The organism is Rhodococcus sp. Chr-9 (assembly GCF_000801125.1).
In the GTDB taxonomy this organism is placed as follows: domain Bacteria; phylum Actinomycetota; class Actinomycetes; order Mycobacteriales; family Mycobacteriaceae; genus Rhodococcus; species Rhodococcus pyridinivorans.
Genome location: NZ_JTIZ01000122.1, coordinates 221,942 through 246,652, shown reverse-complemented (window position 1 = coordinate 246,652; position 24,711 = coordinate 221,942). Strand labels below are relative to the sequence as shown.

General features: G+C 67.5%; 25 protein-coding genes and 2 pseudogenes. 5 read left to right on the top strand and 22 right to left on the bottom strand.

The window, feature by feature from the left end:
* Window positions 1–10 precede the first annotated feature (10 nt).
* From dprA to QR64_RS20210, 9 genes are all read right to left on the bottom strand, one after another.
* Complete coding sequence (dprA, locus tag QR64_RS20250; RefSeq protein WP_039586962.1) at window positions 11–1,144, bottom strand: DNA-processing protein DprA; 1,134 nt, start codon at window positions 1,142–1,144, stop codon at window positions 11–13.
* Window positions 1,141–2,649, bottom strand: a complete 1,509-nt coding sequence (locus QR64_RS20245) for a YifB family Mg chelatase-like AAA ATPase (RefSeq protein ID WP_006550965.1) — start codon at window positions 2,647–2,649, stop codon at window positions 1,141–1,143. Before QR64_RS20245 ends, dprA begins: the two co-directional genes overlap by 4 nt.
* Window positions 2,649–3,023 (bottom strand): YraN family protein, encoded by a 375-nt coding sequence (locus tag QR64_RS20240; RefSeq protein WP_019289117.1) that lies wholly within the window; start codon window positions 3,021–3,023, stop codon window positions 2,649–2,651. Before QR64_RS20240 ends, QR64_RS20245 begins: the two co-directional genes overlap by 1 nt.
* Before the next feature lie 177 nt (window positions 3,024–3,200).
* Window positions 3,201–3,515: a DUF2469 domain-containing protein gene (locus tag QR64_RS20235; RefSeq protein ID WP_006550963.1), complete on the bottom strand. Its 315-nt coding sequence runs from the start codon at window positions 3,513–3,515 to the stop codon at window positions 3,201–3,203.
* Window positions 3,516–3,552: 37 nt separating this feature from the next.
* Window positions 3,553–4,305, bottom strand: a complete 753-nt coding sequence (locus QR64_RS20230) for a ribonuclease HII (protein ID WP_024100630.1) — start codon at window positions 4,303–4,305, stop codon at window positions 3,553–3,555.
* Window positions 4,302–5,111, bottom strand: a complete 810-nt coding sequence (gene lepB / locus QR64_RS20225) for a signal peptidase I (RefSeq protein ID WP_039586960.1) — start codon at window positions 5,109–5,111, stop codon at window positions 4,302–4,304. The genes QR64_RS20230 and lepB overlap by 4 nt, the downstream gene beginning before the upstream one ends.
* 228 nt (window positions 5,112–5,339) lie before the next feature.
* A complete protein-coding gene (gene rplS, locus QR64_RS20220) occupies window positions 5,340–5,681 on the bottom strand; it encodes a 50S ribosomal protein L19 (RefSeq protein ID WP_006550960.1) in 342 nt (113 codons plus the stop codon).
* Between the two features lie 83 nt (window positions 5,682–5,764).
* The gene (locus QR64_RS20215; protein WP_024100629.1) at window positions 5,765–6,670 is read right to left on the bottom strand and encodes a hypothetical protein; all 906 of its coding nucleotides are present in this window, start codon (window positions 6,668–6,670) and stop codon (window positions 5,765–5,767) included.
* A gap of 68 nt (window positions 6,671–6,738) precedes the next feature.
* Window positions 6,739–9,099 (bottom strand): Tex family protein, encoded by a 2,361-nt coding sequence (locus QR64_RS20210; RefSeq protein ID WP_039586959.1) that lies wholly within the window; start codon window positions 9,097–9,099, stop codon window positions 6,739–6,741.
* A gap of 155 nt (window positions 9,100–9,254) precedes the next feature.
* Here QR64_RS20210 and QR64_RS20205 point away from each other — a divergent pair, with 155 nt between their 5' ends.
* The gene (locus QR64_RS20205) at window positions 9,255–10,241 is read left to right on the top strand and encodes a hypothetical protein (protein WP_235367261.1); all 987 of its coding nucleotides are present in this window, start codon (window positions 9,255–9,257) and stop codon (window positions 10,239–10,241) included.
* Window positions 10,242–10,259: 18 nt separating this feature from the next.
* Here QR64_RS20205 and trmD read toward each other — a convergent pair whose 3' ends face one another.
* The 9 genes from trmD to QR64_RS20160 form a co-directional block, all read right to left on the bottom strand.
* A complete protein-coding gene (trmD, locus tag QR64_RS20200; RefSeq protein ID WP_006550956.1) occupies window positions 10,260–10,967 on the bottom strand; it encodes a tRNA (guanosine(37)-N1)-methyltransferase TrmD in 708 nt (235 codons plus the stop codon).
* A gap of 3 nt (window positions 10,968–10,970) precedes the next feature.
* Entirely contained in the window at window positions 10,971–11,561 is a 591-nt protein-coding gene (rimM, locus tag QR64_RS20195; protein WP_039586954.1) for a ribosome maturation factor RimM, read from the bottom strand.
* Window positions 11,562–11,571: 10 nt separating this feature from the next.
* On the bottom strand, window positions 11,572–11,814 hold the full coding sequence (locus QR64_RS20190; protein WP_006550954.1) for an RNA-binding protein: 243 nt from the start codon (window positions 11,812–11,814) through the stop codon (window positions 11,572–11,574).
* A complete protein-coding gene (gene rpsP / locus QR64_RS20185; RefSeq protein WP_039586953.1) occupies window positions 11,814–12,260 on the bottom strand; it encodes a 30S ribosomal protein S16 in 447 nt (148 codons plus the stop codon). Before rpsP ends, QR64_RS20190 begins: the two co-directional genes overlap by 1 nt.
* 85 nt (window positions 12,261–12,345) lie before the next feature.
* Window positions 12,346–12,699 carry a hypothetical protein gene (locus tag QR64_RS28915; protein ID WP_052039968.1) on the bottom strand — a complete coding sequence of 118 codons (354 nt, stop codon included), beginning with the start codon at window positions 12,697–12,699 and terminating at the stop codon, window positions 12,346–12,348.
* Window positions 12,700–14,824: 2,125 nt separating this feature from the next.
* The gene (locus tag QR64_RS28300; protein WP_006551243.1) at window positions 14,825–15,010 is read right to left on the bottom strand and encodes a hypothetical protein; all 186 of its coding nucleotides are present in this window, start codon (window positions 15,008–15,010) and stop codon (window positions 14,825–14,827) included.
* A gap of 53 nt (window positions 15,011–15,063) precedes the next feature.
* Window positions 15,064–15,240 (bottom strand): hypothetical protein, encoded by a 177-nt coding sequence (locus tag QR64_RS28295; RefSeq protein ID WP_019289107.1) that lies wholly within the window; start codon window positions 15,238–15,240, stop codon window positions 15,064–15,066.
* A complete protein-coding gene (locus tag QR64_RS20165; RefSeq protein ID WP_039586951.1) occupies window positions 15,237–15,629 on the bottom strand; it encodes a hypothetical protein in 393 nt (130 codons plus the stop codon). The genes QR64_RS28295 and QR64_RS20165 overlap by 4 nt, the downstream gene beginning before the upstream one ends.
* A gap of 253 nt (window positions 15,630–15,882) precedes the next feature.
* Window positions 15,883–16,515, bottom strand: coding sequence for a TetR/AcrR family transcriptional regulator (locus tag QR64_RS20160; protein ID WP_039586950.1), 633 nt, complete (start codon window positions 16,513–16,515; stop codon window positions 15,883–15,885).
* 314 nt (window positions 16,516–16,829) lie between these two features.
* Between QR64_RS20160 and QR64_RS20150 the strand changes: the two genes are divergently transcribed.
* From QR64_RS20150 to QR64_RS26640, 3 genes are all read left to right on the top strand, one after another.
* The gene (locus QR64_RS20150; RefSeq protein ID WP_033096494.1) at window positions 16,830–17,288 is read left to right on the top strand and encodes a MarR family winged helix-turn-helix transcriptional regulator; all 459 of its coding nucleotides are present in this window, start codon (window positions 16,830–16,832) and stop codon (window positions 17,286–17,288) included.
* A gap of 93 nt (window positions 17,289–17,381) precedes the next feature.
* The gene (locus QR64_RS20145; RefSeq protein WP_052227382.1) at window positions 17,382–17,753 is read left to right on the top strand and encodes a hypothetical protein; all 372 of its coding nucleotides are present in this window, start codon (window positions 17,382–17,384) and stop codon (window positions 17,751–17,753) included.
* 358 nt (window positions 17,754–18,111) lie between these two features.
* Window positions 18,112–18,543, top strand: a complete 432-nt coding sequence (locus tag QR64_RS26640; protein WP_152640983.1) for a hypothetical protein — start codon at window positions 18,112–18,114, stop codon at window positions 18,541–18,543.
* Here the strand turns inward: QR64_RS26640 and QR64_RS20135 are convergent.
* Entirely contained in the window at window positions 18,528–19,142 is a 615-nt protein-coding gene (locus QR64_RS20135; protein ID WP_200886522.1) for a S41 family peptidase, read from the bottom strand. The genes QR64_RS26640 and QR64_RS20135 overlap by 16 nt on opposite strands.
* 963 nt (window positions 19,143–20,105) lie before the next feature.
* On the bottom strand, window positions 20,106–20,726 hold the full coding sequence (locus QR64_RS20125; protein WP_230826424.1) for a CGNR zinc finger domain-containing protein: 621 nt from the start codon (window positions 20,724–20,726) through the stop codon (window positions 20,106–20,108).
* A 98-nt stretch (window positions 20,727–20,824) separates the two neighbouring features.
* On the opposite strand from QR64_RS20125, the gene QR64_RS20120 reads away from it, so the two are divergent.
* Window positions 20,825–22,063, top strand: a complete 1,239-nt coding sequence (locus tag QR64_RS20120; RefSeq protein ID WP_039586943.1) for an MFS transporter — start codon at window positions 20,825–20,827, stop codon at window positions 22,061–22,063.
* A 972-nt stretch (window positions 22,064–23,035) separates the two neighbouring features.
* Here the strand turns inward: QR64_RS20120 and istB are convergent.
* Window positions 23,036–23,790 (bottom strand): annotated as a pseudogene (istB, locus tag QR64_RS20115) (IS21-like element helper ATPase IstB).
* A gap of 47 nt (window positions 23,791–23,837) precedes the next feature.
* Window positions 23,838–24,711 (bottom strand): annotated as a pseudogene (locus QR64_RS28290) (Mu transposase domain-containing protein); the annotation flags it as partial.

Here is a 24,711-nt window from a genome sequence, read left to right as displayed (position 1 = left end):
CGATCCGCCGTCACGTCCGCCGCCACCCTCCGTCCGTCACCACCACCAGACCGTCGAGTTCGAGCAGGGGCAGCGCCGCCCGCACCCGCTCGATCGGCAGCCCCGCGGACTCGGCCACCATCGCCGGATCACAGACATCCGACGCCGGAAGCGCCTCGTAGACCAGGGCCATGTCGCCCGACAATCCGTCCAGGTCGCGGCGGAACAGGCCGTCGAGGTCGTCGTCCCCGCCCGCCAGCAGCGGACCGCACTCCTCGACGACGTCGCGCGCCGCGCCCACCAGACGCGCCTCGCCCTCCCTGATCATGCGGTGACAGCCCTGCGAGGCCGCCGAGGTCACCGGTCCGGGCACCGCCATGACAGGCCGCCCGAGTCGTCGCGCCCACGCCGCGGTGTTGCGCGCCCCGCTGCGCCAGCCCGCCTCGACGACGACCGTGCCGGCGGACAACCCCGCGATCAGCCGGTTGCGGGCGAGGAACCGGTACCGCGCCGGAGTCGTGCCCGGGGGATACTCGCTCACCACCAGACCCGATTCGGAGATCCGCCGCAACATCGTCGCGTGTGCCGCCGGATACGCCCGGTCGACACCGCAGGCCAGGATCGCGACGGTGGTGCCACCCACCCCGAGCGCCGCGCGGTGTGCGGCCGCGTCGACGCCGAAGGCCGCGCCGGACACGACCGTCCATCCGTCGGCGGCGAGATCCCCGGCGATCTCGGCGGTGACGTGCTCCCCGTAACCGCTCGCGGCGCGGGTCCCGACGATGCCGATCGCGCGTTCGGCGAGGTCGTCGATCCGCCGGCTCCCCCACACCCACAGCGCGAGGGGTGGCCCTTCGGCGTCGGTCGCGGTGTCGAGAGTGCCGAAGCCGAGCATCTGCCAGGCAGGCCATTCGTCGTCGTCGGGCGTGACCAGTCGCCCGCCGGCCCGTCCCAAACGATCGAGATCCCGTGCCGCGGTATCGAGGTGTGCCCGCACCGAGTACCGCGACGTGAGTTCGTCGAGGCCCCCACCCGACCGGATGGCGGCTGCCACCTCGAGTACACCCTCCGCTTCCACTGCCGCCGACAACGAACGCGACGCACCCTGTGCGACGGTCGACAGATAGGCCCAGGCCAGGCGCCGTTCGTCGCCGTGCCCGCTCATGCGACACCCCGATCCCGGAAGTCGAGTGCGGCAGCGACGTGCGTCGCCGTCGGCGAATCAGAACCGTCGAGGTCGCTCAGCGTCCACGCGACCCGCAGTGCCCGATCCGCTCCTCGCGCGGTGATGGCGCCCTTGCGCAGCGCCCATTCGACGGGTTCGAGCGCAGCACGTGGAAGACGGAACTTCTGCCGCAGAGCCGGCCCGGGCACCTCGGCGTTGGTGGCCCAGCCGTGCTCGGCCCACCGCTCGCGTGCCGCGGCTCTCGCCCGGGCGACGCGCGCCCGTACGTCGTCGGTGCTCTCGCCGGTCTCCCCCATCAACGCGCTGGTCGCGACGGCTTGCATCCGGACCCGCAGGTCGACGCGGTCGAGGAGCGGGCCCGACAGACGCCCCAGATAGCGGCGACGTGCGGTCGGCGCACACACGCAGTCGGCGTCGCGTGGTGGTGCGCACGGGCACGGGTTGGCGGCGAGGATCAGCTGGAAGCGGGCCGGATATCGCGCGACACCGTCCCGGCGGGCGATGCGCACCTCCCCGTCCTCGAGCGGCGTCCGCAGCGCTTCGAGTGTCTTCGTCCCCATCTCGGCGACCTCGTCGAGGAACAGCACGCCACGGTGTGCCCGGCTCACCGCGCCGGGTTTCGCCATGCCGGTACCGCCTCCGATCAGCGAACTCACCGACGCCGTGTGATGGGGCGCGATGAAGGGCGGTTCCGTCACGAGCGGCCGGTCGCTGGTGAGGGTGCCCGCCACCGAATGGATGGCCGTCACCTCGAGGGCGTGACTTTCGTCCAGGTCCGGCAGGATCCCCGGAAGTCGCTGCGCGAGCATTGTTTTCCCGATTCCCGGCGGGCCGGTCAACATCAGGTGGTGCGCGCCGGCCGCAGCGACCTCGATCGCGCGACGCGCTTCGTGCTGGCCGACCACTTCGCTGAGATCGCCGCGCACCGCCCGCGGTGGCAGCGCGCGCGGATCGGGCCGTTCGAGCGGACCGTCGCCCTGGAGCCAGAGCACCAACTCGCGCAGTGTCTCGGCGCCGTAGACGTCGATGCCGTCGACGAGCGCCGCTTCGGTCATCGTCGCGGTCGGCACCACCACGCGCGACCAGCCGTGTTTCTTCGCCGTGAGCACGGCGGGCAGCACACCGCGCACCGGCCTGACGCGCCCGTCGAGCGCGAGTTCGCCGAGCAGCACCGTCCGGGAGACGGCCTCGGTCGGCACGACATCCGCTGCGTCGAGCACCGCGCACGCCAGTCCGAGATCGTAGACACTGCCGACCTTCGGCAGCGTGGCCGGCGACAGTGCGAGCACGACCTTCGAATCCGGCCACTTGGCACCGGAATTCGACACGGCGGCGCGCACCCGGTCGCGCGACTCCTGGAGCGCGGTGTCGGGCAGCCCGACCATCGTCACGCCCGGCAGACCTCGCCCGATGTCGGCTTCGATCTCGACGACCTGCCCGTCGATCCCGGAGACGGCGACCGACCAGGCACGGCCGAGCGCCATCAGAGGACCTGCTTGCGATGGGTGATCTCCGGGGCGTGTCCCCGCGCGAGCAGGACGGTGACCACATCGACGCGGATGTGCGACCAGCGGCGCGTCTGCTCGGACAACCACTGTCCGGCGAGGCGACGGATCCGTTCGGCCTTCGCGGGCGTCACCGCCTCGGCGGGGGTGCCGTAGCCGGTGCCGGTGCGGGTCTTGACCTCGACGAAGACGACGGACGCGCCGTCCTGTGCGATGAGATCGAGTTCGCCGTATCGGCTGCGCCAGTTCCGTTCGAGCACGACCATGCCGGTCGACTCGAGGTATTCGGCGGCAAGATCCTCGCCTCGCGCGCCCAGATCCCGGTTGTGTGATGTCCGATTGGTCCCCTGCATGCCCCCACTGTGGAGGACCGGGGCACGCGGAATCGGGGTCCGAGCACGAAGATCGGGGAAACTGTGGATGAGTGCGGTGCCTGTGCACAACGGCGGGCGACGAGCCACGGAGAACGGCTCGGTGTCGGCGCCCCGGCTAGGATGCGGCCGCTGTGCGCAGGGTCATCCCCGAGGGCGTCAGCCCAGCTTGTCGGGCAGTCTCAGTTCGGGCTTGTCGAGCTCTTCGATGTTGACGTCCTTGAAGGTGATGACACGGACGTGCTTGACGAAGCGGGCGGGACGGTACATGTCCCACACCCAGGCGTCGGACATGCGCACTTCGAAGTACACTTCGCCGTTGGCGTTGTGCGGCAGCAATTCCACCGCGTTCGCCAGGTAGAACCGGCGTTCGGTCTCCACGACGTACGCGAACTGACCGACGATGTCCCGGTACTCCCTGTACAGCGAGAGTTCCATCTCGGTTTCGTACTTCTCGAGATCCTCGGCACTCATCGGTCTCGGTGTCCTCCCAGTCTGGTGTGTCCTGCAATCATCCCGCATCCGCCTCGTCGGTGAACAATCGACGCCCCAGGTCGTCTGCATACGATCGACGAACCAGGTCGTCGGCGAACAGCCGACGTCGCACTGCGGGCACTCCGCACACCGAGCGCACATTGGCCCACGACCGCCGGTGCTGCGGCGACGGGCCGTGCTCGGCCAACGCCGCCATGTGCGTCGGAGTGCTGTAGCCCTTGTGTACTGCGAAACCGTACTCCGGTAGCTCGCCGTCGAGGTCGACCATCATGCGATCGCGTGTAACCTTCGCGAGCACGCTGGCCGCCGCGATGCACGCGGCCGCCGCGTCGCCGCCGATCACGGGCAGCGACGGCGCGGGCAGTCCGGGCACCCGGAAGCCGTCGGTCAGCACGTAACCGGGCGGAGTCGACAGACCTGCCACCGCGCGTCGCATGCCTTCGATGTTGGCGACGTGGATGCCGATCGCGTCGACCTCCTCCGCGGGGATCACCACCACGCTCCACGCCCGGGCGCGTCGCACGATCACCGAGTACAACTCCTCGCGGATGCGTTCGGTGAGCTTCTTCGAATCGTCGAGCCGGTCGAGCGACGCGTGCGGCCGGTCGCCGAGCACGCACGCGGCGACGACGAGCGGCCCGGCGCAGGCACCGCGGCCGGCTTCGTCGACCCCCGCGACCGGACCGAGACCGCACCGCGCGAGCGCGGACTCCATGGTGCGCAGTCCGGAGGAGCGACGGATCACGGGTCGAGGTGGCCAGGCAGTCACGAGGGAAGGATCTCCGGTGAGTCGATGAGGCCCCATCGGCCGGGAGGCAGCACGATGAAGCGGGCTTTTCCGATGACATTGTCCAGCGGGATAGAGCCCTGGTGCTCGTCCCCGACGTGGTAGCGCGAGTCGGCCGAGTTACTGCGGTTGTCGCCCATCACCCAGACGTGGTCCTCGGGCACGGTGACGGGCCCGAAGCAACGCCCGGAGGGGACTTCGGTCTCGCAGGTGACGACACCCGGGGTGAACGGGAAGTCCATGGTCACGTACGGCTCGTCGAGCGGGACACCGTCGACGAGGACGCGGCCCTGGTCGTCGCAGCATTCCACCGTCTGCCCGCCGGTCGCGATCACGCGCTTGACGAGGTCGTTCTCGTCCGGCGGCACGACGCCGACGAGCGAACCGATCTCCTGCAGTCCCCGCACGACGACGTTGTCGGAACGGGTCGAGGTGTAGCCGGCCGACCACGAGTCGGGGCCTTCGAAGACGATGACGTCGCCGGGACGGGGGTCGGTGAAGCGGTATCCCACCTTCTCGACGACGATGCGGTCGCCGGTGCAGCCCGGGCAGCCGTGCAGTGTCGGCTCCATCGACTCCGAGGGGATGAGATAGACCCGCGCCACGAAGGTCTGCAGCAGGAAGCTCAGGGCCAGTGCGACGACGACCAGGATCGGCAGTTCACGCCAGAACGACTTCTGCTTCTTCGCCTTCGGGGCGGTGTCCTTCGCTGCGGGGTCCTCGCGCCGGTGGTGTGCACCGTCGGCTCGATCGCTCCGAGCCGAACCTCGAACATCGTTGCGGTTCACATCCGGTCGAGCCGGATCGTGCGGGGAATCTGCCACCTCGACAGACTAGCGTCTGCGGCACGGCGGCCCGCCGAGGACGACCGTCGACCGGACGGGAGAGGGACAGACCGCTGCCCACAACGACGACGACCCGGCCGGGACGGAAGTCCGGGCCGGGTCGTCGGATGCTGTATCGGGTGGCTCGGGAGCCGTGCCGAGCAGCCCGAGGGGCTGGTCAGCGGCCGAAGATCAGCGCTTCTCCTTGATCTTGGCAGCCTTGCCGCGCAGCTCACGCAGGTAGTAGAGCTTCGCGCGACGGACGTCGCCACGGGTCAGCACGTCGATCTTGGCGAGGTTGGGGCTGTGGACCGGGAAGGTGCGCTCCACGCCGACGCCGAAGGAAACCTTGCGGACGGTGAAGGTCTCGCGGATGCCGCCGCCCTGGCGCCGGATCACGACGCCCTTGAAGACCTGCACACGCTCCTTGCTGCCCTCGATGACCTTGACGTGCACGTCGAGAGTGTCGCCGGGACGGAAGTCCGGGATGTCGTCGCGCAGCGACTTGGCGTCCAGAAAGTCCAGGGTGTTCATCGGTTTTTCATCCTCTTGTTCGCTCGAGCAGAGGAACCTGGCGGCGACCGCCGTGTGGCGGGCTCGACCGGTTCGTGCCCAGGTCAGGTAGGCGTGCCCGAACGGGGCAACCCGTCCATTGTGCCAGACGGAACATCGATCGATGAAATCGGCGGTGGCGCCGGCTTGACGCGACGGTCCAGTTCGGCCTCGGTCGCGGTGCGCGAGTGCTCGACACTGCCCCGCACGGTTTCGAGCGTCGGTGCGCCCGCGACGAGATCCTGCACGAAGATCTTGGCGCGGATCACCGGGCGCCGCAGTCGACGTTCGCGTTCGAGCGCGCGCGCCATGCGACGGGGCCGCTTGCCGTACCGCCAGCGAGCCCAGGGCGCGCCGGGCCGGGAGAGCCGGATCGCGCCGACCCACAGCAGCGGAACGACGAACAGCCCCACCAGGCCCGTCCAGATCTTTCCTTTCGCCAGGACGATCGCGGCGAGCAGGAGGTTCACGAGCACAGCCACCACCAGTGCGGCCCGTCCGGCCCAATCACCGCTGTCCTCGAAGTTCGTGGTGTCCCCGAGTTCGAACGGTCGCAGACCGAGCAACCACATCCCGGTCACGGCGATCGCCACGAAGACGGCGTCGACGGACACCCGTCCCTGTTCTTCCCAGTACACGTCGTTCAGATAGAAGATCAACGCGAACTCGTCGAGTGTCAGTGCGGCGCCGACTCCGAAGAGCGCCGCGAGGATGCACGCGGCGACGCGGTTCGCGTCCTCCGAGATCGCGATCAGTCCCCCACCGGCGATCACCATCGTGACGACACCGAACACCACGTGGTGCACGTGCTGACCGCCCGGGGTGATGTTGCCGGGCCACCAGCGCACCTGCGCGCGGATCAACCGCACGCTGATCCGGATGAAGACGAACGCGGCCACGAAACCGAGCAGGAAGAACAGCAGCGGCAGGCGCCCCTGATCGACGATCTCGCGCCGCATCCAGTCGAGCATCACCGGATCACCCCGGCCACCGTGGATCTCATGTCCACAGCATTGCAGGAGTGACCCGGTGATTCGCGTCAGTTGTTGCCGAAACCGGCGCGTCGCAGGGCGTCGGCCAAGGATCCGGAGGCGGCCGGCGTCGAACGGCGGTCGCCGCCACGCCCCTGCTGCCCACGATTGCCCTGACCGCTGCGTCCACGACCGCCGCCCTGGTTGCCGCTGCCCTGACCTCCGGGGCGACGGCCACCTCCGCGCGGCTGGCCGCCCGACTTCTCGGCGCCCGGGGTGGGGACCTCGTCGTCGAGGCGCAGCGTCAGACCGATGCGCTGGCGCGCGACGTCGACCTCGAGAACCTTCACCTTGACGACCTCACCGGACCGGACGACGTCGTGCGGATCCTTCACGAAGCTGCGCGACATCGCGGAGACGTGCACGAGGCCGTCCTGGTGCACACCGACGTCGACGAACGCACCGAAGGCCGCGACGTTGGTGACCACTCCTTCGAGGACCATGCCGGGCCTCAGGTCGGCGACCTTCTCGACACCGGCGGCGAACGTCGCGGTCTTGAACTCCGGACGCGGGTCGCGGCCGGGCTTCTCGAGCTCGGAGATGATGTCGGTGACGGTCGGGACACCGAAGCGGTCGTCGGCGAACTCGTCGGCGCGCAGCTTCCGCAGGGTCGCGATGTTGCCGAGCAGTTCGCGGACGCTGCTGCCGGTCCGGTCGACGATCCGCCGCACCACCGGATACGCCTCGGGGTGCACCGCGGACGCGTCGAGCGGGTCGTCGCCGTTGGGGATGCGCAAAAAGCCCGCGCACTGTTCGAAGGCCTTCGGGCCGAGTCGCGGAACGTCCTCGAGCGCTCGCCGTGCACGGAACGGACCGTTCTGGTCGCGGTGGGCGACGATGCTCTCCGCGAGCGAGCCGGTGATCCCCGAGACCCGCGACAGCAGCGGGACAGATGCCGTGTTGACGTCGACGCCAACGGCGTTCACCGCGTCCTCGACGACCGCGCCCAGCGACCGCGCGAGCATCGTCTCGGACACGTCGTGCTGGTACTGGCCGACCCCGATCGACTTCGGGTCGATCTTGACCAGTTCGGCGAGTGGATCCTGCAAGCGGCGCGCGATGGAGACCGCACCACGGATGGACACGTCGAGATCCGGGAGTTCCTTGGTGGCGTACTCGGAGGCCGAGTAGACGGACGCGCCCGCCTCGGACACCACGATCTTCGTCAGCCCGGGCACCTTCGCCAGCGACACGAGTTCGGCTGCGAGAGCGTCTGTCTCACGCGACGCCGTGCCGTTGCCGATGGCGATCAGTTCGACACCGTGCCGTGCGACCAGCGCGGCGAGCACCGCGAGGGCCTCGTCACGCTTGTTGTGCGGCTGATGCGGATAGATGGTGGCGTGGTCGACGACCTTGCCGGTCGCGTCGACGACGGCGACCTTCGTGCCGGTGCGGTAGCCGGGGTCGAGGCCCATCGTCGGTCGCGTTCCGGCCGGTGCGGCGAGCAGCAGGTCCTTGAGGTTGGCGGCGAAGACGTCGACCGCGTCCTTCTCGGCGGACTGCCGCAGCCGCATCCTGATGTCCAGCGACAGCGACATCTGCAGCTTGGTGCGCCACGCCCACCGCACAGTGTCGAGCAGCCACTTGTCGGCGGCGCGTCCCTCGTCGGCGATGTCGAAGCGCGTCGCGATCCGGCCCTCGTAGTAGGTGCGCTCACCGGGCACCGGCTCGTCGATCTCGGGATCGAACGACAGTGACAGCACCTCCTCCTTCTCGCCGCGCAGGAGGGCGAGAATGCGGTGCGAGGGCAGCTGGGTGAACGGTTCCGAGAACTCGAAGTAGTCGGAGAACTTCGCGCCGTCGTTCTCCTTGCCGGACCGCACGGTGGAGCTCACCTTGCCGCGCGTCCACATCGCCTCGCGGAGCTCGCCGACGAGGTCCGCGTCCTCGGCGAAGCGTTCGACGAGGATGGCGCGCGCACCGTCGAGCTGCTCGGAGGTGTATCCGGCGGGGTCGGTGGTGGGGTCGCCGATGAGCGCGTCGGCGACAGGTTCGTGACCGGCCTCGCGCGCGATCTGCGCCTTGGTGCGCCGCTTCGGCTTGAACGGCAGGTAGATGTCCTCGAGCCGCGCCTTGGTGTCGGCGAGCATGATCTGTCCGCGCAGCGTGTCGTCGAGCTTGCCCTGCGCCTCGATCGATTCGAGGATCGCGACACGGCGCTCGTCGAGTTCACGCAGATAGCGGAGGCGTTCCTCGAGGGTGCGCAGCTGGGCGTCGTCGAGCCCGCCGGTCGCCTCCTTACGGTAGCGCGCGACGAACGGCACGGTCGCGCCGCCGTCGAGCAGTCCCACGGCCGCAGCGACCTGGTCTTCGCGGACGTCGAGTTCCTGGGCGATCCGCTGGTTCACGGTGTCGAGTTCGGTCGTCACGTCGAACGACCCTACAGTTGCCGTCCCCCGCCCGCGCCTGTGACCGTGGGGCGCCCGCGCGCGTAACGGCACTCGCGCTCGCGAGCGGGGTCCGTGCAGGCTGCCGGGTGGACCGGCGCTATCGTCCACAGCACAATGGAATGCAGGAACCGGACATGAAGCACGGGCGCGGACGCGCACGATCGGGCGCGATGATGCTGTGCGTGGCCACCGCACTGGCCGTATCCGGCTGCGAATCGATGGACTCCCATCCGCTCCCGCACGAGGCGCTCGGTCTCGCCTCGGTGACGGACACCGATTCCGACGAATCGACCGTGACGCTGTCGACGGCCGAACTGCCCCGACAGATCGACGCGGCCGTCGCGCTCGCCGACAGCCGCGGAGCGCGCCTGACTGTCGCCGTGCTCGACCGTGAATCCGGGACCCGCGTGCTCGGCGGTTCGGACGAACCCTTCGAGACCGCCTCGACGGTGAAGCTGTTCATCGCCGAGGAGGTCCTGTACCGCGAGGTGACGGGCGAGGCGACGCTCGCCGACGAGGACCACGAGTTGATCCGGTCGATGCTGCGGTCGTCGGACGACAACGCGGCGACGCTGTTGTGGGAGACCTACGGTGGTCCCGAGATCGTCGAGCACGTCGTGGAGCGGCACAACCTGACCGGCACAACTCCCCCGGATCCGGGGTCCTGGTGGTGGAACACGACCACGACGGCGTCGGACCTGCTGACCTGGTACGACGATCTGCTCGGCGACAGTGCCTCCGGTGATGAGAGCGCGGCCCGGATCGTCGGCAATCTGGTGGAGTTCACCGACGAGGGCATCGACGGATACGACCAGCGTTTCGGGCTTCCCGAGGGTCTCGGCGACTCCACGGACCTGGGTGTGAAGCAGGGGTGGATGTGCTGCCCGGCCGGTGAATGGCTGCACCTGTCCACCGGGTTCTTCGGCGACGACCACCGGTACGCGGTCGTGGTCGCGGCGCGGGAGACCGTCACCTACGAAGAGTCGGATCCCTTCTACGACACCGGTTTCCTGCCCGACACGGCGATGTACGACGCGACGGACGACGGGAGCGCGCAACACGCGCGCGAGACCGTCACGCTGGCGGTCGAGACGACGCTCGGAAGCGCGCACCGGCCCTGAGGACCGTCGGGCCCGGCGTCAGTCGTCGGACGGGAGCAGATCGGGTCGTCGTTCGCGGGTGCGTTCGAGCGACTGCTCGTGACGCCAACGAGCGACCTTGCCGTGGTCGCCGGACAGCAGCACCGGTGGCACCTCGAGGTCGCGCCACACCGCCGGCCGAGTGTAACTCGGCCCTTCGAGCAGTCCGTCGGAAAACGAATCCTCTTGATGCGACGCCTGATTGCCGAGTACACCGGGCAGCAGACGGACGACGGCCTCAACCATGACGAGGACGGCGACCTCCCCACCGATGAGGACGTAGTCGCCGATGCTCACTTCTTCGACGCGCACGCGCCGCGCGGCATCGTCGAAGACGCGCTGGTCGATTCCTTCGTAGCGGCCGCAGGCGAAGACGATCCGCTTCTCCTTCGACCACCGTTGTGCGGTGGCCTGATCGAAGCGGCGACCGGCGGGCGTCGGGACGACGAGCAGTACGTCGGGATCGGTTTCACCGTCGGGCCCGGCGAGCACGTCGTCGAGCGCCGGTCCCCACACGGTGGGTTTCATGACCATGCCCGGTCCGCCGCCGTAGGGCGCGTCGTCGACGGCCTTGTGCACATCGTGCGTCCAGTCGCGCAGGTTGTGCACACCGACGGAGATGAGCCCCTTGTCGATCGCCTTGCCGAGCAGGGCGACGCGCAGGGGTTCGAGATATTCGGGGAAGATGGTGACGACGTCGAGCCGCACGGACTACTGCTTCCCCTCGGTCGACTTCTTCTTCTTGGACGGCGGTTCCCCGAAGTCGGGGTCGAGGAGTCCTTCGGGCGGATCGATCTCGATCACGCCGTCCCGGACCGACACCGTCGGGACGATCTCGGTGACGAACGGGACGAGTAACTCTCCGCGCTCCTGGCCGGCTGGCCGGATCGACAGCAGTTCGCCGGCGGCCGTGTGCAGGACCTCGCGGACGGTGCCGACCTCGGTTCCGCCGTCGGGGCGACCGGCGACGATCCGCACCGTGAGTCCTTCGAGTTCGTGGTCGTAGAACTCGTCCGGGTCGTCGGACGGCGGAAGGTCGGCGCTGTCGACGACGAACAGCACCCCGCGCAGTGCGTCGGCGGCGTCGCGACCGTCGATGCCCTGCAGGCGCAGCAGAAGCCGCCCGGAGTGTTCCCGGGCGGCTTCCACTGTGTACTCGTGCAGGTGCTTGTCGCGAGGCTTACGGCCACGCAGGACCGCGCCGACGGCGAAGCGCTCTTCGGGTTCGTCGGTGCGAACCTCGACGACGACTTCGCCTCTGATGCCGTGCGACTTGGCCACACGGCCCACGACGAGCTCCATCAACGCTCGCCTAGCGGTCGGTGTCGACGACGTCGACACGGATACCTCGGCCACCGATTCCGGTGACGAGGGTCCGCAGCGCGGTCGCGGTGCGACCGCCGCGGCCGATGACCTTGCCGAGGTCGTCGGGATTGACGTGCACCTCGACGGTGCGGCCCCGACGGCCCGCGATCAGGTCGACGCGGACGTCGTCGGGATGGGCGACGATTCCACGAACGAGATGCTCGACGGCATCGGCGACCACGGCGCTCATTACTCGGCGGCCTCGGTGGACTCGGCCTCGGTGGACGCCTCGGCGGTCTCTTCCTTGGCAGCCTTCTTCTTCTTGGGCGTGACGGCCTCGGCAGCCGGCTCGTTCTCGGCCTGCGCGAGGGCGGCCTGGAACAGCTCGAGCTTGGACGGCTTCGGCTCCGCCTTCTTCAGCGTGCCCTCGGCACCCGGCAGGCCCTTGAACTTGTGCCAGTCACCGGTGATCTTGAAGAGGTTGAGGACCGGCTCGGTCGGCTGCGCGCCGACGTTCAGCCAGTACTGCGCACGCTCCGAGTCGATCTCGATCAGCGAAGGCTCTTCCTTCGGGTGGTACTTGCCGATGGTCTCGATGGCCCGGCCGTTGCGGCGGGTGCGCGAGTCCGCGACGACGATGCGGTACTGCGGGTTGCGGATCTTGCCGAGACGGGTGAGCTTGATCTTGACAGCCACTGCTGTGTTCTCCTTCGGGGTGCGCCGAGGCGCGTGTCACGTGCAATTCGGACGACGCGCCCTTCTGGCACGCCCGGTTTTGCCTCTAGCCTGTGACCGCCGCGCGGTACGTAACCGGATGCGACGACAGCGAACCATTCTGCCAGACGCGCGAGCCAGGACGAAACCGGCACCCGGTGACTCCGCGCACCCTCTCTACAGCCGCGGGGCGCCCCGAGACCACCCGGCCGCGGAGCACCACAAGATCGGGACGCGCGGCCGCGGGGTCGCTGCGCGGATCCTCCCGGTACACGACGAAATCCGCCGACGTCCCCGATTCGAGACTCGGGTGCCCGAGCCATGCGCGGGCCTTCCAACTCGCCGCAGCGTACGCCTCGGTCGGGTCGAGACCCACGCGCACGAGCGATGCGATCTCGTCGGCGATGCGCCCGTGCTGCACCTGGTGCCCGCGTAGATCGGGATGCCGGCCTCGTGGGCAGCAGCGCCGATGGTCCCGTCGACGCGCGCGTACCGTACAGAGTGCGCATGTGCGCCGCATACACCGGGAATCGCGTCGCCGATGAGTTTGACCCAGCCGTCACCGGCCCGGGCCTGACGGGCCACTTCGTCGGGCAGCTACGACTCGTCCTCGAGGTCGACGGGTGTAGGGATGCAGCGAAGACTGGCCGGACACGCTGCTGCACATCGACAGATCCCGGGTGTGTCAACAGTACTCGTGCAAATGCGCGACTCGGTCGACCGCAGCGCCGATCGTGCGCGGCGGCAGCGTGTCGGGCACGCTGGCAGGGTGACAGAGCCTGACCAGGTGTGGCGTCCGCAGACTCGGCTACCGGTGTTGGTGACCACCGTGTCGATCGAAGACGGGGAGACACCGCCCCCGGAGGTCGGTGCCGTCGCGGTGTTTCCGTTGTTGTTCGAGGAGATGCCCGCCGATCCGGCGGATCCGTCGATCGTCACGCTTGGCGCTGTGGCCGAGCCCCTGCATTCGGGAAAGCCCGCGTTGCAGCAGCCCGGGGACGGACGGCAGTGGTGGGACTGGACGGTGCTGCTGCGCGGTGTGGGATGGACGGCGACCTGGTACACCCGTCGTCCGGTGCTCGGTCAGGTCGAGGTCACCGGCCGGCTGATCGGCGATTTGTCCTACGCCACCACCGGGCAGATCCGCGGTCGGGTCCGGCGCATCCACGTCGCATCCGATCGATACCGGCGCGAGGTCGATCAGCCGNCCCGCCGCTATCGGCAGGTCACCACCTCCCCACGATCGTTCGCCCATGTTGCCCGGCCCCCCGGCCCCGACCCGCTGGTCGAGCGCACTCACGAGGTGGGCGTGCTTGTCGATCTCGACTTGACCGAGGTGCCACCACCGCCGCTGCGGCCGAGCATGATCCCCGCTGCGATATCCGCGCACGAGTCGGACCTGTGGATCGCCGACCGTGAACTGCCCCTGGTCGTGCATCTCGACGCCGACCGGCGCGTGCGCGAATACACCGTGCCCGGGCAGATCTTCGATACTCCGCCGGCCGATCGCACCCGTTCGGTGTGGGCACACGCCGACGGCTGCTGGGTGGGCGGCTGGGACGGAATCTTCCACTGCACCCGGGGCGGCACCGTCGAGGCGATCACCGACACACCGATTCGAGACGGCGCAGCCCATGCCCAGACCCTGCTCGCCGTGGCGGTCCCGGAGCGCGGCACCGCCGAGCTGATCCTCGCTCGCCCCGGCCAGGACCCGGTGACGCACGGACCCGAGCCGTGGGGCGACCTCGAATCGATGACCACCTGCGAAGGTGGGTTTGTCCTGCTGTTTCGCCGGCGTGACCCGAGCACCGGCGCGCTCGGAGCGGCGCGCCTGGTCCGGGTCGATCTGCACGCCGCCGTGACCGTCGGTCCGCCGCTGGAGACCGCGATGATGTCCTATCGGCCGTTTCTGACGGGCCTTCCACCGACGATCGTCGACGGCACCACCGCATACCGGATACTCGACGATCTCACCCTCGCCCAGCCGAACTCGCTGCCTGATCATGTCCTCGGCGGCGGACAGATCGATGACCTGCTCTGGATCGTCGGCCATCCCCCGGACGGTTCCGGCCGTGGGCAGTGGTGGCCACTGCCGGGGCCGGCCGTGTATCCGGCCGATCACCACCAATACTGGCTGTTCACCCGCCTCGATCCGGTCACCTGGGAGCCGATCGCCAGCATCCCGATCCGCAGTCCCCGCCCGGACGTCACCATCGACGGAGCCGGCACCGTGTGGGTCACCGCTGCGGGCGTGCATTCCTTGCCGCACCAGCACATGAACCCGCCGGAACTGCTCGATGTCGCCGAACTCCTCGACCGCTCCCGCCTCCGGTAGCCGAACACTCACGAGGCGCAGGTCCGTGTACGCACGCCGCCCGATCACCGGTCCGGCCGCGTCCGCCCACCTCCATTCTCCTTGCTCCGCAAGGCAGACCAGTGGTTCGAGGGGGCTACGCTCCTACATAGACCGTGGCACGTTCACAGCACGCGGGAAAACGCAGGTCGGGCGCAGGAACACCGCGGCGGCCACGGGGCGAGCCGATGATTCAGTCGTCCTCCCAGACCAGTTTGTGCAGACGCATCGCTTCGATCAGATCGGAATCGTGCTCCTCGACAGGGCCGTAATCCAGCACCGTGACGTTCTTGCTGACCGGCCCGTCACCGGGACGCTCGTACAGCGCCCAGAGCACCAACCCGTCACCGTGCCAGGACTCGAACTCGATGCCGGCCACCAGCTCACCGCCGGGATCGGAGAGAGTGTTGATCCACTGGGAGATCGCCCGGGTCAGGGCACGCGGGCGGGCATTGCGGATCGCCGCGGTGTCGAGGTCGAGCAGACCGTGTCGGATCGCATGGGGCCGGACAGGGTGCGCAGGGTGGCCACCGATTCGGGATCGCCGGGCACGACGCAGCGGACATCCCCGCGCGAGGTGGAGATCAGCGTGCGGTCCGGTGCACTCATCCGACCGTCGCGAACTGCCGGGCAGCGGCGAGGACCTTCGGGCCGACGTCGGACAGCTCGCCTTCGCGCAGCAGCAGCGCCGGCGGGCGGTCGTCGAGGATCGAGTTCAGGCCCTGGAACCACGTCTGCGCTACGGCGGGGGTGTCGCGTTCGGCGATCAGCCGGGCGGCGCGGTAGGCGATGCGCAGGCGTTCGACGTCGGTGTCGTTATTGATAGTGCGGGTGCCCTCGGCCCACTGGCGGACCGCGCGGGTTTCCTTGACCTTCCCCAGGTAGGCGACGAGCTTGGCGCCGAGCAGGTCGCGCAGTGCGGTGACCAGCTGTGATTGGGCCATGTGGGCGGCGTCGTTGGAGGCGGCGAGGTCAGGGCGTGGGTGTGCGGCTGTCATAACAATCCACCTCCTGATCACAGGGTAAATCACAGTCTTGATGCCGTTGAAGTTCCCACCTCGAGTGACTGTTCAGGGTTGATTCTTCGAGTGTCGGTCCGTGCGAGCTTCGCCGAGTACGGCGCGGGCAACGACTGTGAACATGCAATGTGTCACCGCGCTGAACGCCTACGGATTCCAGGCCATGCCTCACCAGCGTGGACGCGGCTCTGCGGTGACTCCAACCGCAGATCGTCGTCTGTGTGGCTGTGAGTCAGTCGCTGGGGGTGGACGCGGCGGGGTGTGTGGTCAGGGCGGGCAGGACCGTGGCCATGATCGAGGCGGCGAACTCGGTCATCGGCTGCTGGGGATGGTCGGGTCCGTAGAACTGTTCGAGGAACGCCCGCAGGTAGCAGGCACCGGCGATCGATGCGGCGACTCCGTCGATGGGGGCGTCGGCGGCCACGGTGCCGGCGCGCTGTTCGTGCTCGAGGAATCGGGCCACGGCGGCGGGCAGCAGAGCCGGGCCGGCGCCGTGCGCGATGACGGCTTCGCGGTGGCGTTCGAGCAGGGCGGCGTCGGAGAACAGGGAAGCGCCGATCGCGAAGGTTTGCAGGTAGAAGGCGGTGATCTGCTCGATCGTCGCCCCCAGTCTGCCGTCGAGGGTGTCGGCGTCACCGGGGGTGCGGTCGGTGCGGGTGAGGATGTCGACGGTGGGCACTCGTTCGCGCAGGACGCTGAGGAACAGGTCGACCTTGTCGTCGAAGAGTTTGTAGATCATTGCTTCCGAGTAGCCGGCGGACGCCGCGATCTGCTTGGTGGTTGCCTTGGCGATCCCGCGGTCGCGCATGATGCTCGCCGCGGCGTCGAGGATGCGATCACGTGCGGTGGGGGCGTGGTCGGGCATGCCCTGACGGTAACCTACAATTATAGTTAGTGAGTACCCACTAACCAGGGAGTCCGCATGCTGATCCTCGCAATCGAGGTCCTTCTCGCGTTCTGCGTTCTTCTCACCACATGGTTCGTCGGATACGTGGTCTACCGCTTGGTCACCGACGAACAGCGCTGAACGCACCCGCCTGCGCGCACCTTCGCCGCAGCCGGTGAGCGCACCGGCAGCGCGCCACACCATCACCGTCACAGCCGCGCAACGACCCAGACTCCATCACCACCCGGCACCCGCGTCGAAAGGCGCGATCAGCATCGAAAAGGAATACGCGCGTGAACACCACCCCGCCGCTCGGCTACCTGATCAAATCCGTCGACAACGCCCTGCACCGCTACGTCGACCACACCCTGCACCAAGCACACGGCGTCGGCCGCGGCCACTGGCAGGCCCTGCGCACCGCACAGGACGACCCCGAGCTGACCCTCGAACAGTTCTCCGTAGAAGCCGCCGCCTTCTATACCCCCGCCCGGATCGACCGCCTGCTCGCCTCCTTGACCGACAACGGCTGGCTGCACCTCGATCCGGTCGCCCCGGGCACCACCGCCATGCGAATCACCGATGCGGGCCGCGAGCTGCTCGAGCAGATGAGCCGCACGCAAGCGCGCACCGCGCAGACCCTGACCGACGGCGTCTCCGCCGAGGACTACGAGACCGTCCTGCGGACGCTGGCCACGATGCTCGACAACCTCGAAGCGGCGACACCACGATCCGAGACGAACCCGACCGGATGATCGCCCGGAAGTGCTTGTCCACCACGATCGGCGGATGCTCCACACGGGTCTGCTTGTCAACACGGCTGGGTGGGTCTTGGCTATGGTGCCGAGATGACCACTACCGATGCTGCGCACCCCTCGTCCTCCACCATCGACCTCGAGGGCAGAGTGTTCACCGGTGTCAGCAACTCGCCCACCGGACAGGTCAGTAGCGCCACACGTTTTCGGTACCACCAGGACAACGCTGTCATCTGGGCCGACTACGACGGCGGAGAGATAGTGCGGGGTTTCCTCGTCGGGACACGTGACGGTGAACGGCTGCACTTTCGCTACACCCACCTCAGTGTCGACGGCACTACCGCGAGTGGAGTCTGCGACAGTCGGATCGAAGTGCTCACCGACGGTCGCCTACGCGTAGAAGAGAACTGGGCCTGGGAATCCCGCCCCGGAAAGGGTACGAGCGTGATCGAAGAAATCCGCTGACCCGTCGGACCCGCTGCATCGACGGACGCCTACAGCACGAACGCGAACCAGTACGGGATGCGCTGCGCTCTGCGTAGATGACACGTCCCCCGCACCCCCGGGTGGAGAGCGCGCCGGCGGACACAGAAACGAGCCCAACCTCGGCGGTGGTCACGGCGTCGAGGGCCGTCCCGCGGCCGCGCGGGACGATCCGGCGTCGGTCGCGGCGGATCGAGGACCACTGCGCAGGGAAGCGGCCGTCGGCGGAGACCCGGATCGACATTGCGATCGCCGGCGCGACCGTCGGACATCGCCTGGCTGGGATGGAGCGAACCGTAATAGACCGCAGAAGGTTGTCGTGGACGGGCCTGATCCCGGTATGGACGACGTCCTCGAGTCCGTGATTCGTTGTGGCGGCAGCGCCGGCTATCAGATGGGACTCGACGATGCCGGCCAACTACAACTGACCGCAACGGACGATACGCCCGTCGATCCACCGGTGAAATTCGTCTTCAGTGAGCAGGAACTGTGGAACTACTACGTCAGCTGCACCGCGCCCTCCTCGATCAGCCGGGACACCGTGGGAAACATGGCTCATGTCGATCCCGACTCGTCTCGACGAACCTGCCTGGAAGGCAACGACTCTGAACATGAAATGTGTCATCGCGATCAGCCCCTACGGATTCCACGCCGTGTCTCGATCGACGTGGGTGTGACACTCGTGATTGGTCGAATGTGCGCTGAACTGCCCCGACGGCACGGGCCCCTCCGACGCGGTCGAAGCGGTGTCGTTGCTCAGTTGCATCCGTGATCGCGCAACCATTCCAGTGCGGCCACCTCCGCGCCGTCGCTGGAGGTGCGGTGATCGGCAGCGACGGGTTCCTCAGCGAGATTGACGCCGTCGCGGTCGACATACGTACTCTCGGTGAGAACCAACAGTGCTCCGTCGTAGAGCGGGTGCACCGAATTCGCTGACGTGTATCCCGCGCTGTCCGCCCCGAACGACCGGGCGTTGTCGAGACCACGGAACGCCGTGAGCACCGCCTCACCACTCGAGACCGTGTCACCGTCCTGGAGCACCACAACAGGCTGATCGGCGATCTTCGCGACAGCACCGACCGAGATGACGGTCCCGCCCATCCCGGCACCGTCGTCGAAGATGGTCACTGGCATGTCCTCGCCCGCGCGGGTGCGAAAGGTCATCGCGGTCCCGTTCGGTAGCAGCGGGGTCAGGCCGGACAACATCGGGTACATCGTGCCGCCGGTGTTGCCGCGCAGATCGACAATCCACCCGCAGGTCCGATCCGCCGCGCCGAGAATGCCGACCGCCGCGGCGTCGGCGTAGCGCTGCTGCAACTCGTCCGACACCGCACCCAAGGCAGGAATCGTCACGGTGGTGATGCTGTCCACTGTGGTGACCGTAGGTTCGGAAAGCTCGGCGGTGGCAGCCGAGGACGACCGGGCCGCTTTCGCCGGATCGAGGAAGACCGAGTGCTTCCCACCGGCCACTTTCACCGCCGCCGCCAACGGGCCATGCAACTCCTGGATGCTCGCAGCGCCGTCGGCGGCAGCCTGTACGCGGGCCCGCCGCGCGTCCCACTCCAGACCGGTCTCGTAATAGCCGTTCTCCCATCAGGTCCAAAGCGATCTCGGCGTAGCGCTGCGGCGACGGATGCCACCGCCCCGCACTCGGCAGCGTCGTCGCCTGCCGTCGGCTGCGCAGTGAGAACACCGGTGACGACGCCGTGACGCTCGTCCTCGCCGAGTACCAGCAGCCCCGGCACACCCGCCGCTGATCCCTATCTGCCAGGAGGCCCCGTGATCGTAACCGTCGTGCTGATGCTCGGAGCGCTGGTAGCTGCTGGCCGGATTCCTGGGAACCCGCACCGCCACCGAACCCGCCCCCCGAGATCGCCGCGCTCGCCGTCCCAAGCCTGCGGCGCATTGATGCTCGGCGCGCCCGCGCCCGCGCCCGCGCCCGCGCTCGCCTGCGCCTCGTCCTGGACCGCGAAACTATCGATCCTGCTGAGCTCGGCGATCCTGCTGACCACCCGCACCTACACCTACCGGCGTGCCCACCAACACAGTCACAGCCCCGACCGACCCGCTGCGTGGCATCGAACACCTACGCGTGAGCTGCGCAGATGACACATTCCTCGCACCGCAGGCGCGGTGACATCCGCCGGCGCACCGGCGGGTCGGTCCTGTAAGACCAGCCGGGGCCGTCCTTGAACCATTGACGACTCCCCGCGATGGTGAACACGCCCTGCTGACGCATCGCGGTGCCGGCGAGCTGTGGTCCGGGGTGGGTCGGTAGACCTGATGGTGCCGCTGGCCGGAGTTGTCGCTGGCGCGAGACTGGCGACGAGAAAGTCAGGCCGTCCCTGGCGCCGTCCTACCGGCACGGGCATGCCGTGCGACCCTGGCGCGGTTCCCGCACACCGGTGAGCACCACTCTCGCCGAGGATGGGACTTGACGAAGAAGAGGATGCATCCCGGCGCGGGGCATGCCCGCACCTGGCCGATCAGATCCGGCATCAGCAGTCGGCACGCGTCGGACGCGACTTCGCCGAGCGCGATCAACCACGGATCGTCGACCTGCCACCGCCGCGTCACCACTACAGGGTTCCCGGGTGAGATTTCCAGGCGAGATGCGCTGTAGCGGCTGAATCCGTTGATGACCGCGAGGGACTCGCCGTTGGGTACTGCGTGCTCGACAACGGACTGCAGGCAGCTGCGTAGCGCCTCGCGCAGCGAGAGGAACTGTTCGTGGGTGCGCGGGGTGCAGGCTCGTTCCACGAGAACCGCGGGTAGTTCATCACTGAACTGACCGGCATGTTCGCTCGCCCAGGCGGTGAGCTGGTCCGTGGTGGTCAGTGCGTCGACACGATGCCCCCGGAGTCCTCCGTCGATGTAGGTGGTGTTCACCAATTCCAGGGCGAGGGGTTCTCCGCTCAGAGGTGCAGTCGGGGAGGGATGGGGCTGTCGCGTCATAGAACTAATGGTATCCCCGTTTGACTTGCGTTAGATCTCGTGCTGCGATACCTAACTAACGGCCAAGCAATACACATCCATTAGCTTAGGGGGGATTCATGGACAGGTCCGTACTGCACAGCCGCTGGGGCACACGCATCACCGCAGTGGCGTTCATATCGCTGACCGGCGCCTTCGGACTGAATCTGGCAATCGGCCAATTCATCCCGCCCTTGATGGGGCACTTCGGGTGGTCACTCGCAGCCACGAGCGGCACCGTCGCAGCGAGCACCCTCATGTGGGGGCTGGCCCAGCCGGTCATGGGCCGGCTCATCGACCGGTCGGGTCCACGAACGGTGATGACCGCCAGCGCCGCGCTGATGGGCCTGGCTTACCTTCTTCTCGCGGCCATCACCGAGTTCTGGCAGTTCGTCCTGCTCTTCGGAATCATCGTCGCGATCGGATTCGCCGGCTGCAGCTCGATGCCCGCATCGGTCCTGGTGACGCGATGGCACGTACGCCGGCGCCCCCAGGCACTGGCGATCAGCTCGATGGGCATCAACGCCGGCCAACTACTGCTACTTCCGCTCGCAGGAGTCCTGATCCCCACGTTCGGATGGCAAACCGCCTTCGCGATCCTCGGCTGTGTGATGCTCGCCATCGTCGTTCCGGTCACCTGGTTCGGCGCCCGGAATGACCCCGGCGATGTGGGACTGGAAACGGAGAGAACCCCCGTTCCGACGCTCGCTGCAACCAGCCTTCATCAAGCACTGAAAGATCCTCAGTTCTGGCTGATCGGCCTCAGCTTCGCGGGATGCGGTTATTCGCTCTACATGTTCACCACCCACATGCCGAAACTCGCGGTGGAGCTGGGGCTCGGGACCTCTGCCGCCGGATGGCTGATGGCGCTCGTCGCAGTGTGCAGTGCTGCCTCGATGTGGGCTACCGGTCAATGGGCCGCCAAACGGTGGGGCAAGCGCCGCCCCCTGCTGGCATTGCATCTCGTACGCATCGTGAGCTTCCTCGTGTTGGCTTTCGCCGGCACCGGACAGCTCCTCACCGTTGCCGTCGTCCTTTTCGGGCTGTCCTCGTTCCCCGTGATCCCGCTGACCACAGGATTGATCGCGGATCGCTTCGGTGGCACCGCCATGGGCGGGATTCTCGGCTCGACCTGGCTGATCCATCAACTGTTCGCTGCGCTCGGTGTGCTGATGGGTGGCGTGCTCCATGATGCCACCGGCAGTTATGGCATCTCTTTCCTCAGCGGCGCTGCGGTCCTGCTCGTGTCAACCGTCCTGACCTGGCTCATTCGAGAGCAGCGAGTAGCAGCACCGCAGCCGGCGATGCAGCCGAGCTGAGCTCCATCATCGATTCGGCAATCTGTCAATGGACGATCGATTTCGGGAAGCGCTTGCACATACGGCACTTGCACATACAACGTTTTATCGTTGTCCCGGAGCGACAGGCGGGGCCACCAACCCGACCTCGATGGTGCCCGGTGTACCTCCGGGCAGGTTCAAGAAATGTTCCCTGTGCCACTTGTGCGGTCGGTTCTCATGGAACGGGCCACGCGTACTCGATTGCCGCAGATGTCACTGGGAGGCCACTTCGGTCCCGAGGTCGATGCCGCGTGTCTGGCCGAAGAGCCGGCGGTCGACCGCTGGGAGGCGGGCATCGAATATCCGAGTTGGGAGCAGACCGTCGCGCTGGCCCGCTTCCTCGATGTGCGGGTGCGCGATCTGGCCCACCCCGACGCCGAGCCCGGCACCACGAGGTCCGTGTCCACGACTCAAGATTTCGGGCCTGGCGATCCTGTCCTTCGAGCCTGCGGCCGTCTCAGCGGTCACAGCAGGTGCCGGCGCCACCGAGCGCACCGCACACGGCGATCACCCCGATGCCTGAACCGGATTCCGGAGCGGACCGGAGACATACGCGTTGACCTGGCCCGACGGCATGTCCCCGCGCTGCACTGATGACATGCCGCCCTGCGGTGGGGTGGACGACATCGCCACCGGGGAACTATTTGGTCCGATGCAACGGCCGGTGCTGCAATCGCAGGTGTAACTGCGGTCGGCCCGCACGAAGCGGTCCCTCCACATCTCACGAAGTCCGTGAGGTCTGGTAGGGGTGTTCGCTACTGATGGAACCTCGGCGTCCGCTTCCGGCGGAGCAGCTGGGAGATTGAATTTCACGATGTCGAGAAGGGTGTCGCCAGGAAGACCCGGATAGCGCTGGTCCAGGGCTGCGTGAAGTGATTCGAGGCAATCGATGTCGCTTGCCAGGTTGATGGGACGACCTGATTGCCAGAGGGTAGGGACCACCATGGCGCGCTATTGAGGATGCGCGTTGTCGATGCCGGCGTCAACTGTTCCGGGCCGGGTGCGTTGACGATAGGACGGCCCTTCGACGACGAGGGTGTGGGCGCTGGAGGTCAGCCGGTCGATTGCGGATTGGGCAAGAAGGGTGTCTGCGGTCATCGTCAGCCACTCCGACGGCTCCCGATTGGATGTCACGATCGTGGTCTTCTTCTTGTGTCGTTCGACGATGAGTTCGTAGAAGTCGTTGGTTTCGGTGGCGTCGAGCGGTCGCAGCGCGAAGTCGTCGATGATGAGGACGTCGATCGCGGTCAACCGGCGGATCTCGGCGTCGACGGTGTCATCCAATCGGGCTGCGCGGAGCCGGGTGAACAGCTTGTCGAGCGTGCGAACAGAACGCTGTGCCGCCAACGAATCGCCATGTGCCCTAATGCGGTCGCCAGGTGAGTCTTGCCGACCCCGACCGGGCCGAGGACGATCGCGCACTGCTGGTTGTCGAGGAACCGCAACGAGGTCAGATCCCCGAGGAGTGTCCGGTCGTAGCGCAGATCGTCGAGTGCATTCCAGGTATCGAACACCATCGCCGGATCGAGTCCTGCTTTGGTGGCTCGCATTGTCGCCGAACGTGATTCACGCCGGTTCACCTCGTCGGCGAGGAGCACTTCGAGGAACCCGATGTGGCTGAGCTTGTGTTGACGGGCCAGAGCGGCGCGTTCGGGCAGTGTGTCGGCCAACGCCCCGAGTTGGAGGGCTTTGAGCAGGCGGATCATGTCGGTGCCGACAGGTTCGGTGGCTATGGTGCGAGCATTGGCGTTCGTTAGTGGGTCTCCGCATTCTCGGCATTGTCGCCGACGACTGACAGTGCAGGTGCATTTGCGGCAGTGTTGAGTTCGGAAGGATCACGTGAGAATCGTGATGCAGTGTGTCCGAATGCTTTCGGAAGATCCGGCGAGGTCTTTTCGGTGGCGCGCTCGAGCATCGAGGCGATCTTGGTGACCGAGACGACGTCGAGGTCGAGCGACAGGGTGCAGGCCTGCTCGACCCGTTCGGCTCCGTAGCGGCGGACCAGTCCTTGCAGACGGTAGACGCTGCGGATCCTCGTCCACGGCAGCGGATCGTCGAGGATGCGTTCGGCGTAGATGCCGATGTTCGGCCCGTGCGCGGTGCACTTCGCGATCAGGGAGGTGACATCACGCAGCGCGTAGTCGGACTTGTGTTCGGGCAGGTCAGCACGGTCGGTGCTCCGGCCACCAGGTGGGGTGCGGGGGTGGATCTTCACCAGGGTCCCGCGGTGATAGAACTTCACCAGTTCAGTGTCGGCGCGCACCGACAGCGTCGATCCGATCCACTGGTGCGGCAACGAATACAACGCCCGCCTGATTTCTGCGTGGAGATCACGGTGCACTTTCACGTCCTTGAAGACTGGCACATCGTAGACCGCCGGCATCGGCAACAACATGGGTCGTTCGGCGGTGCCGAAGACCTCCAGCGGCCGTGCACAGGTGGTGCCGTGGATACGCATGCCCGCAGTGTGGATGCACCAGCGGACAACGGACTCTTGAGCTTCGGCAAGATCAGTGAAGTGTTCACCGGCCAAGAAGTTTCCGCGCACGTACTGCACGATGCGTTCGACACGGGGTTTGTCCTTCGGTGACCGCACCCGGGCAGGATCGGTGATGAATCCCACGTGG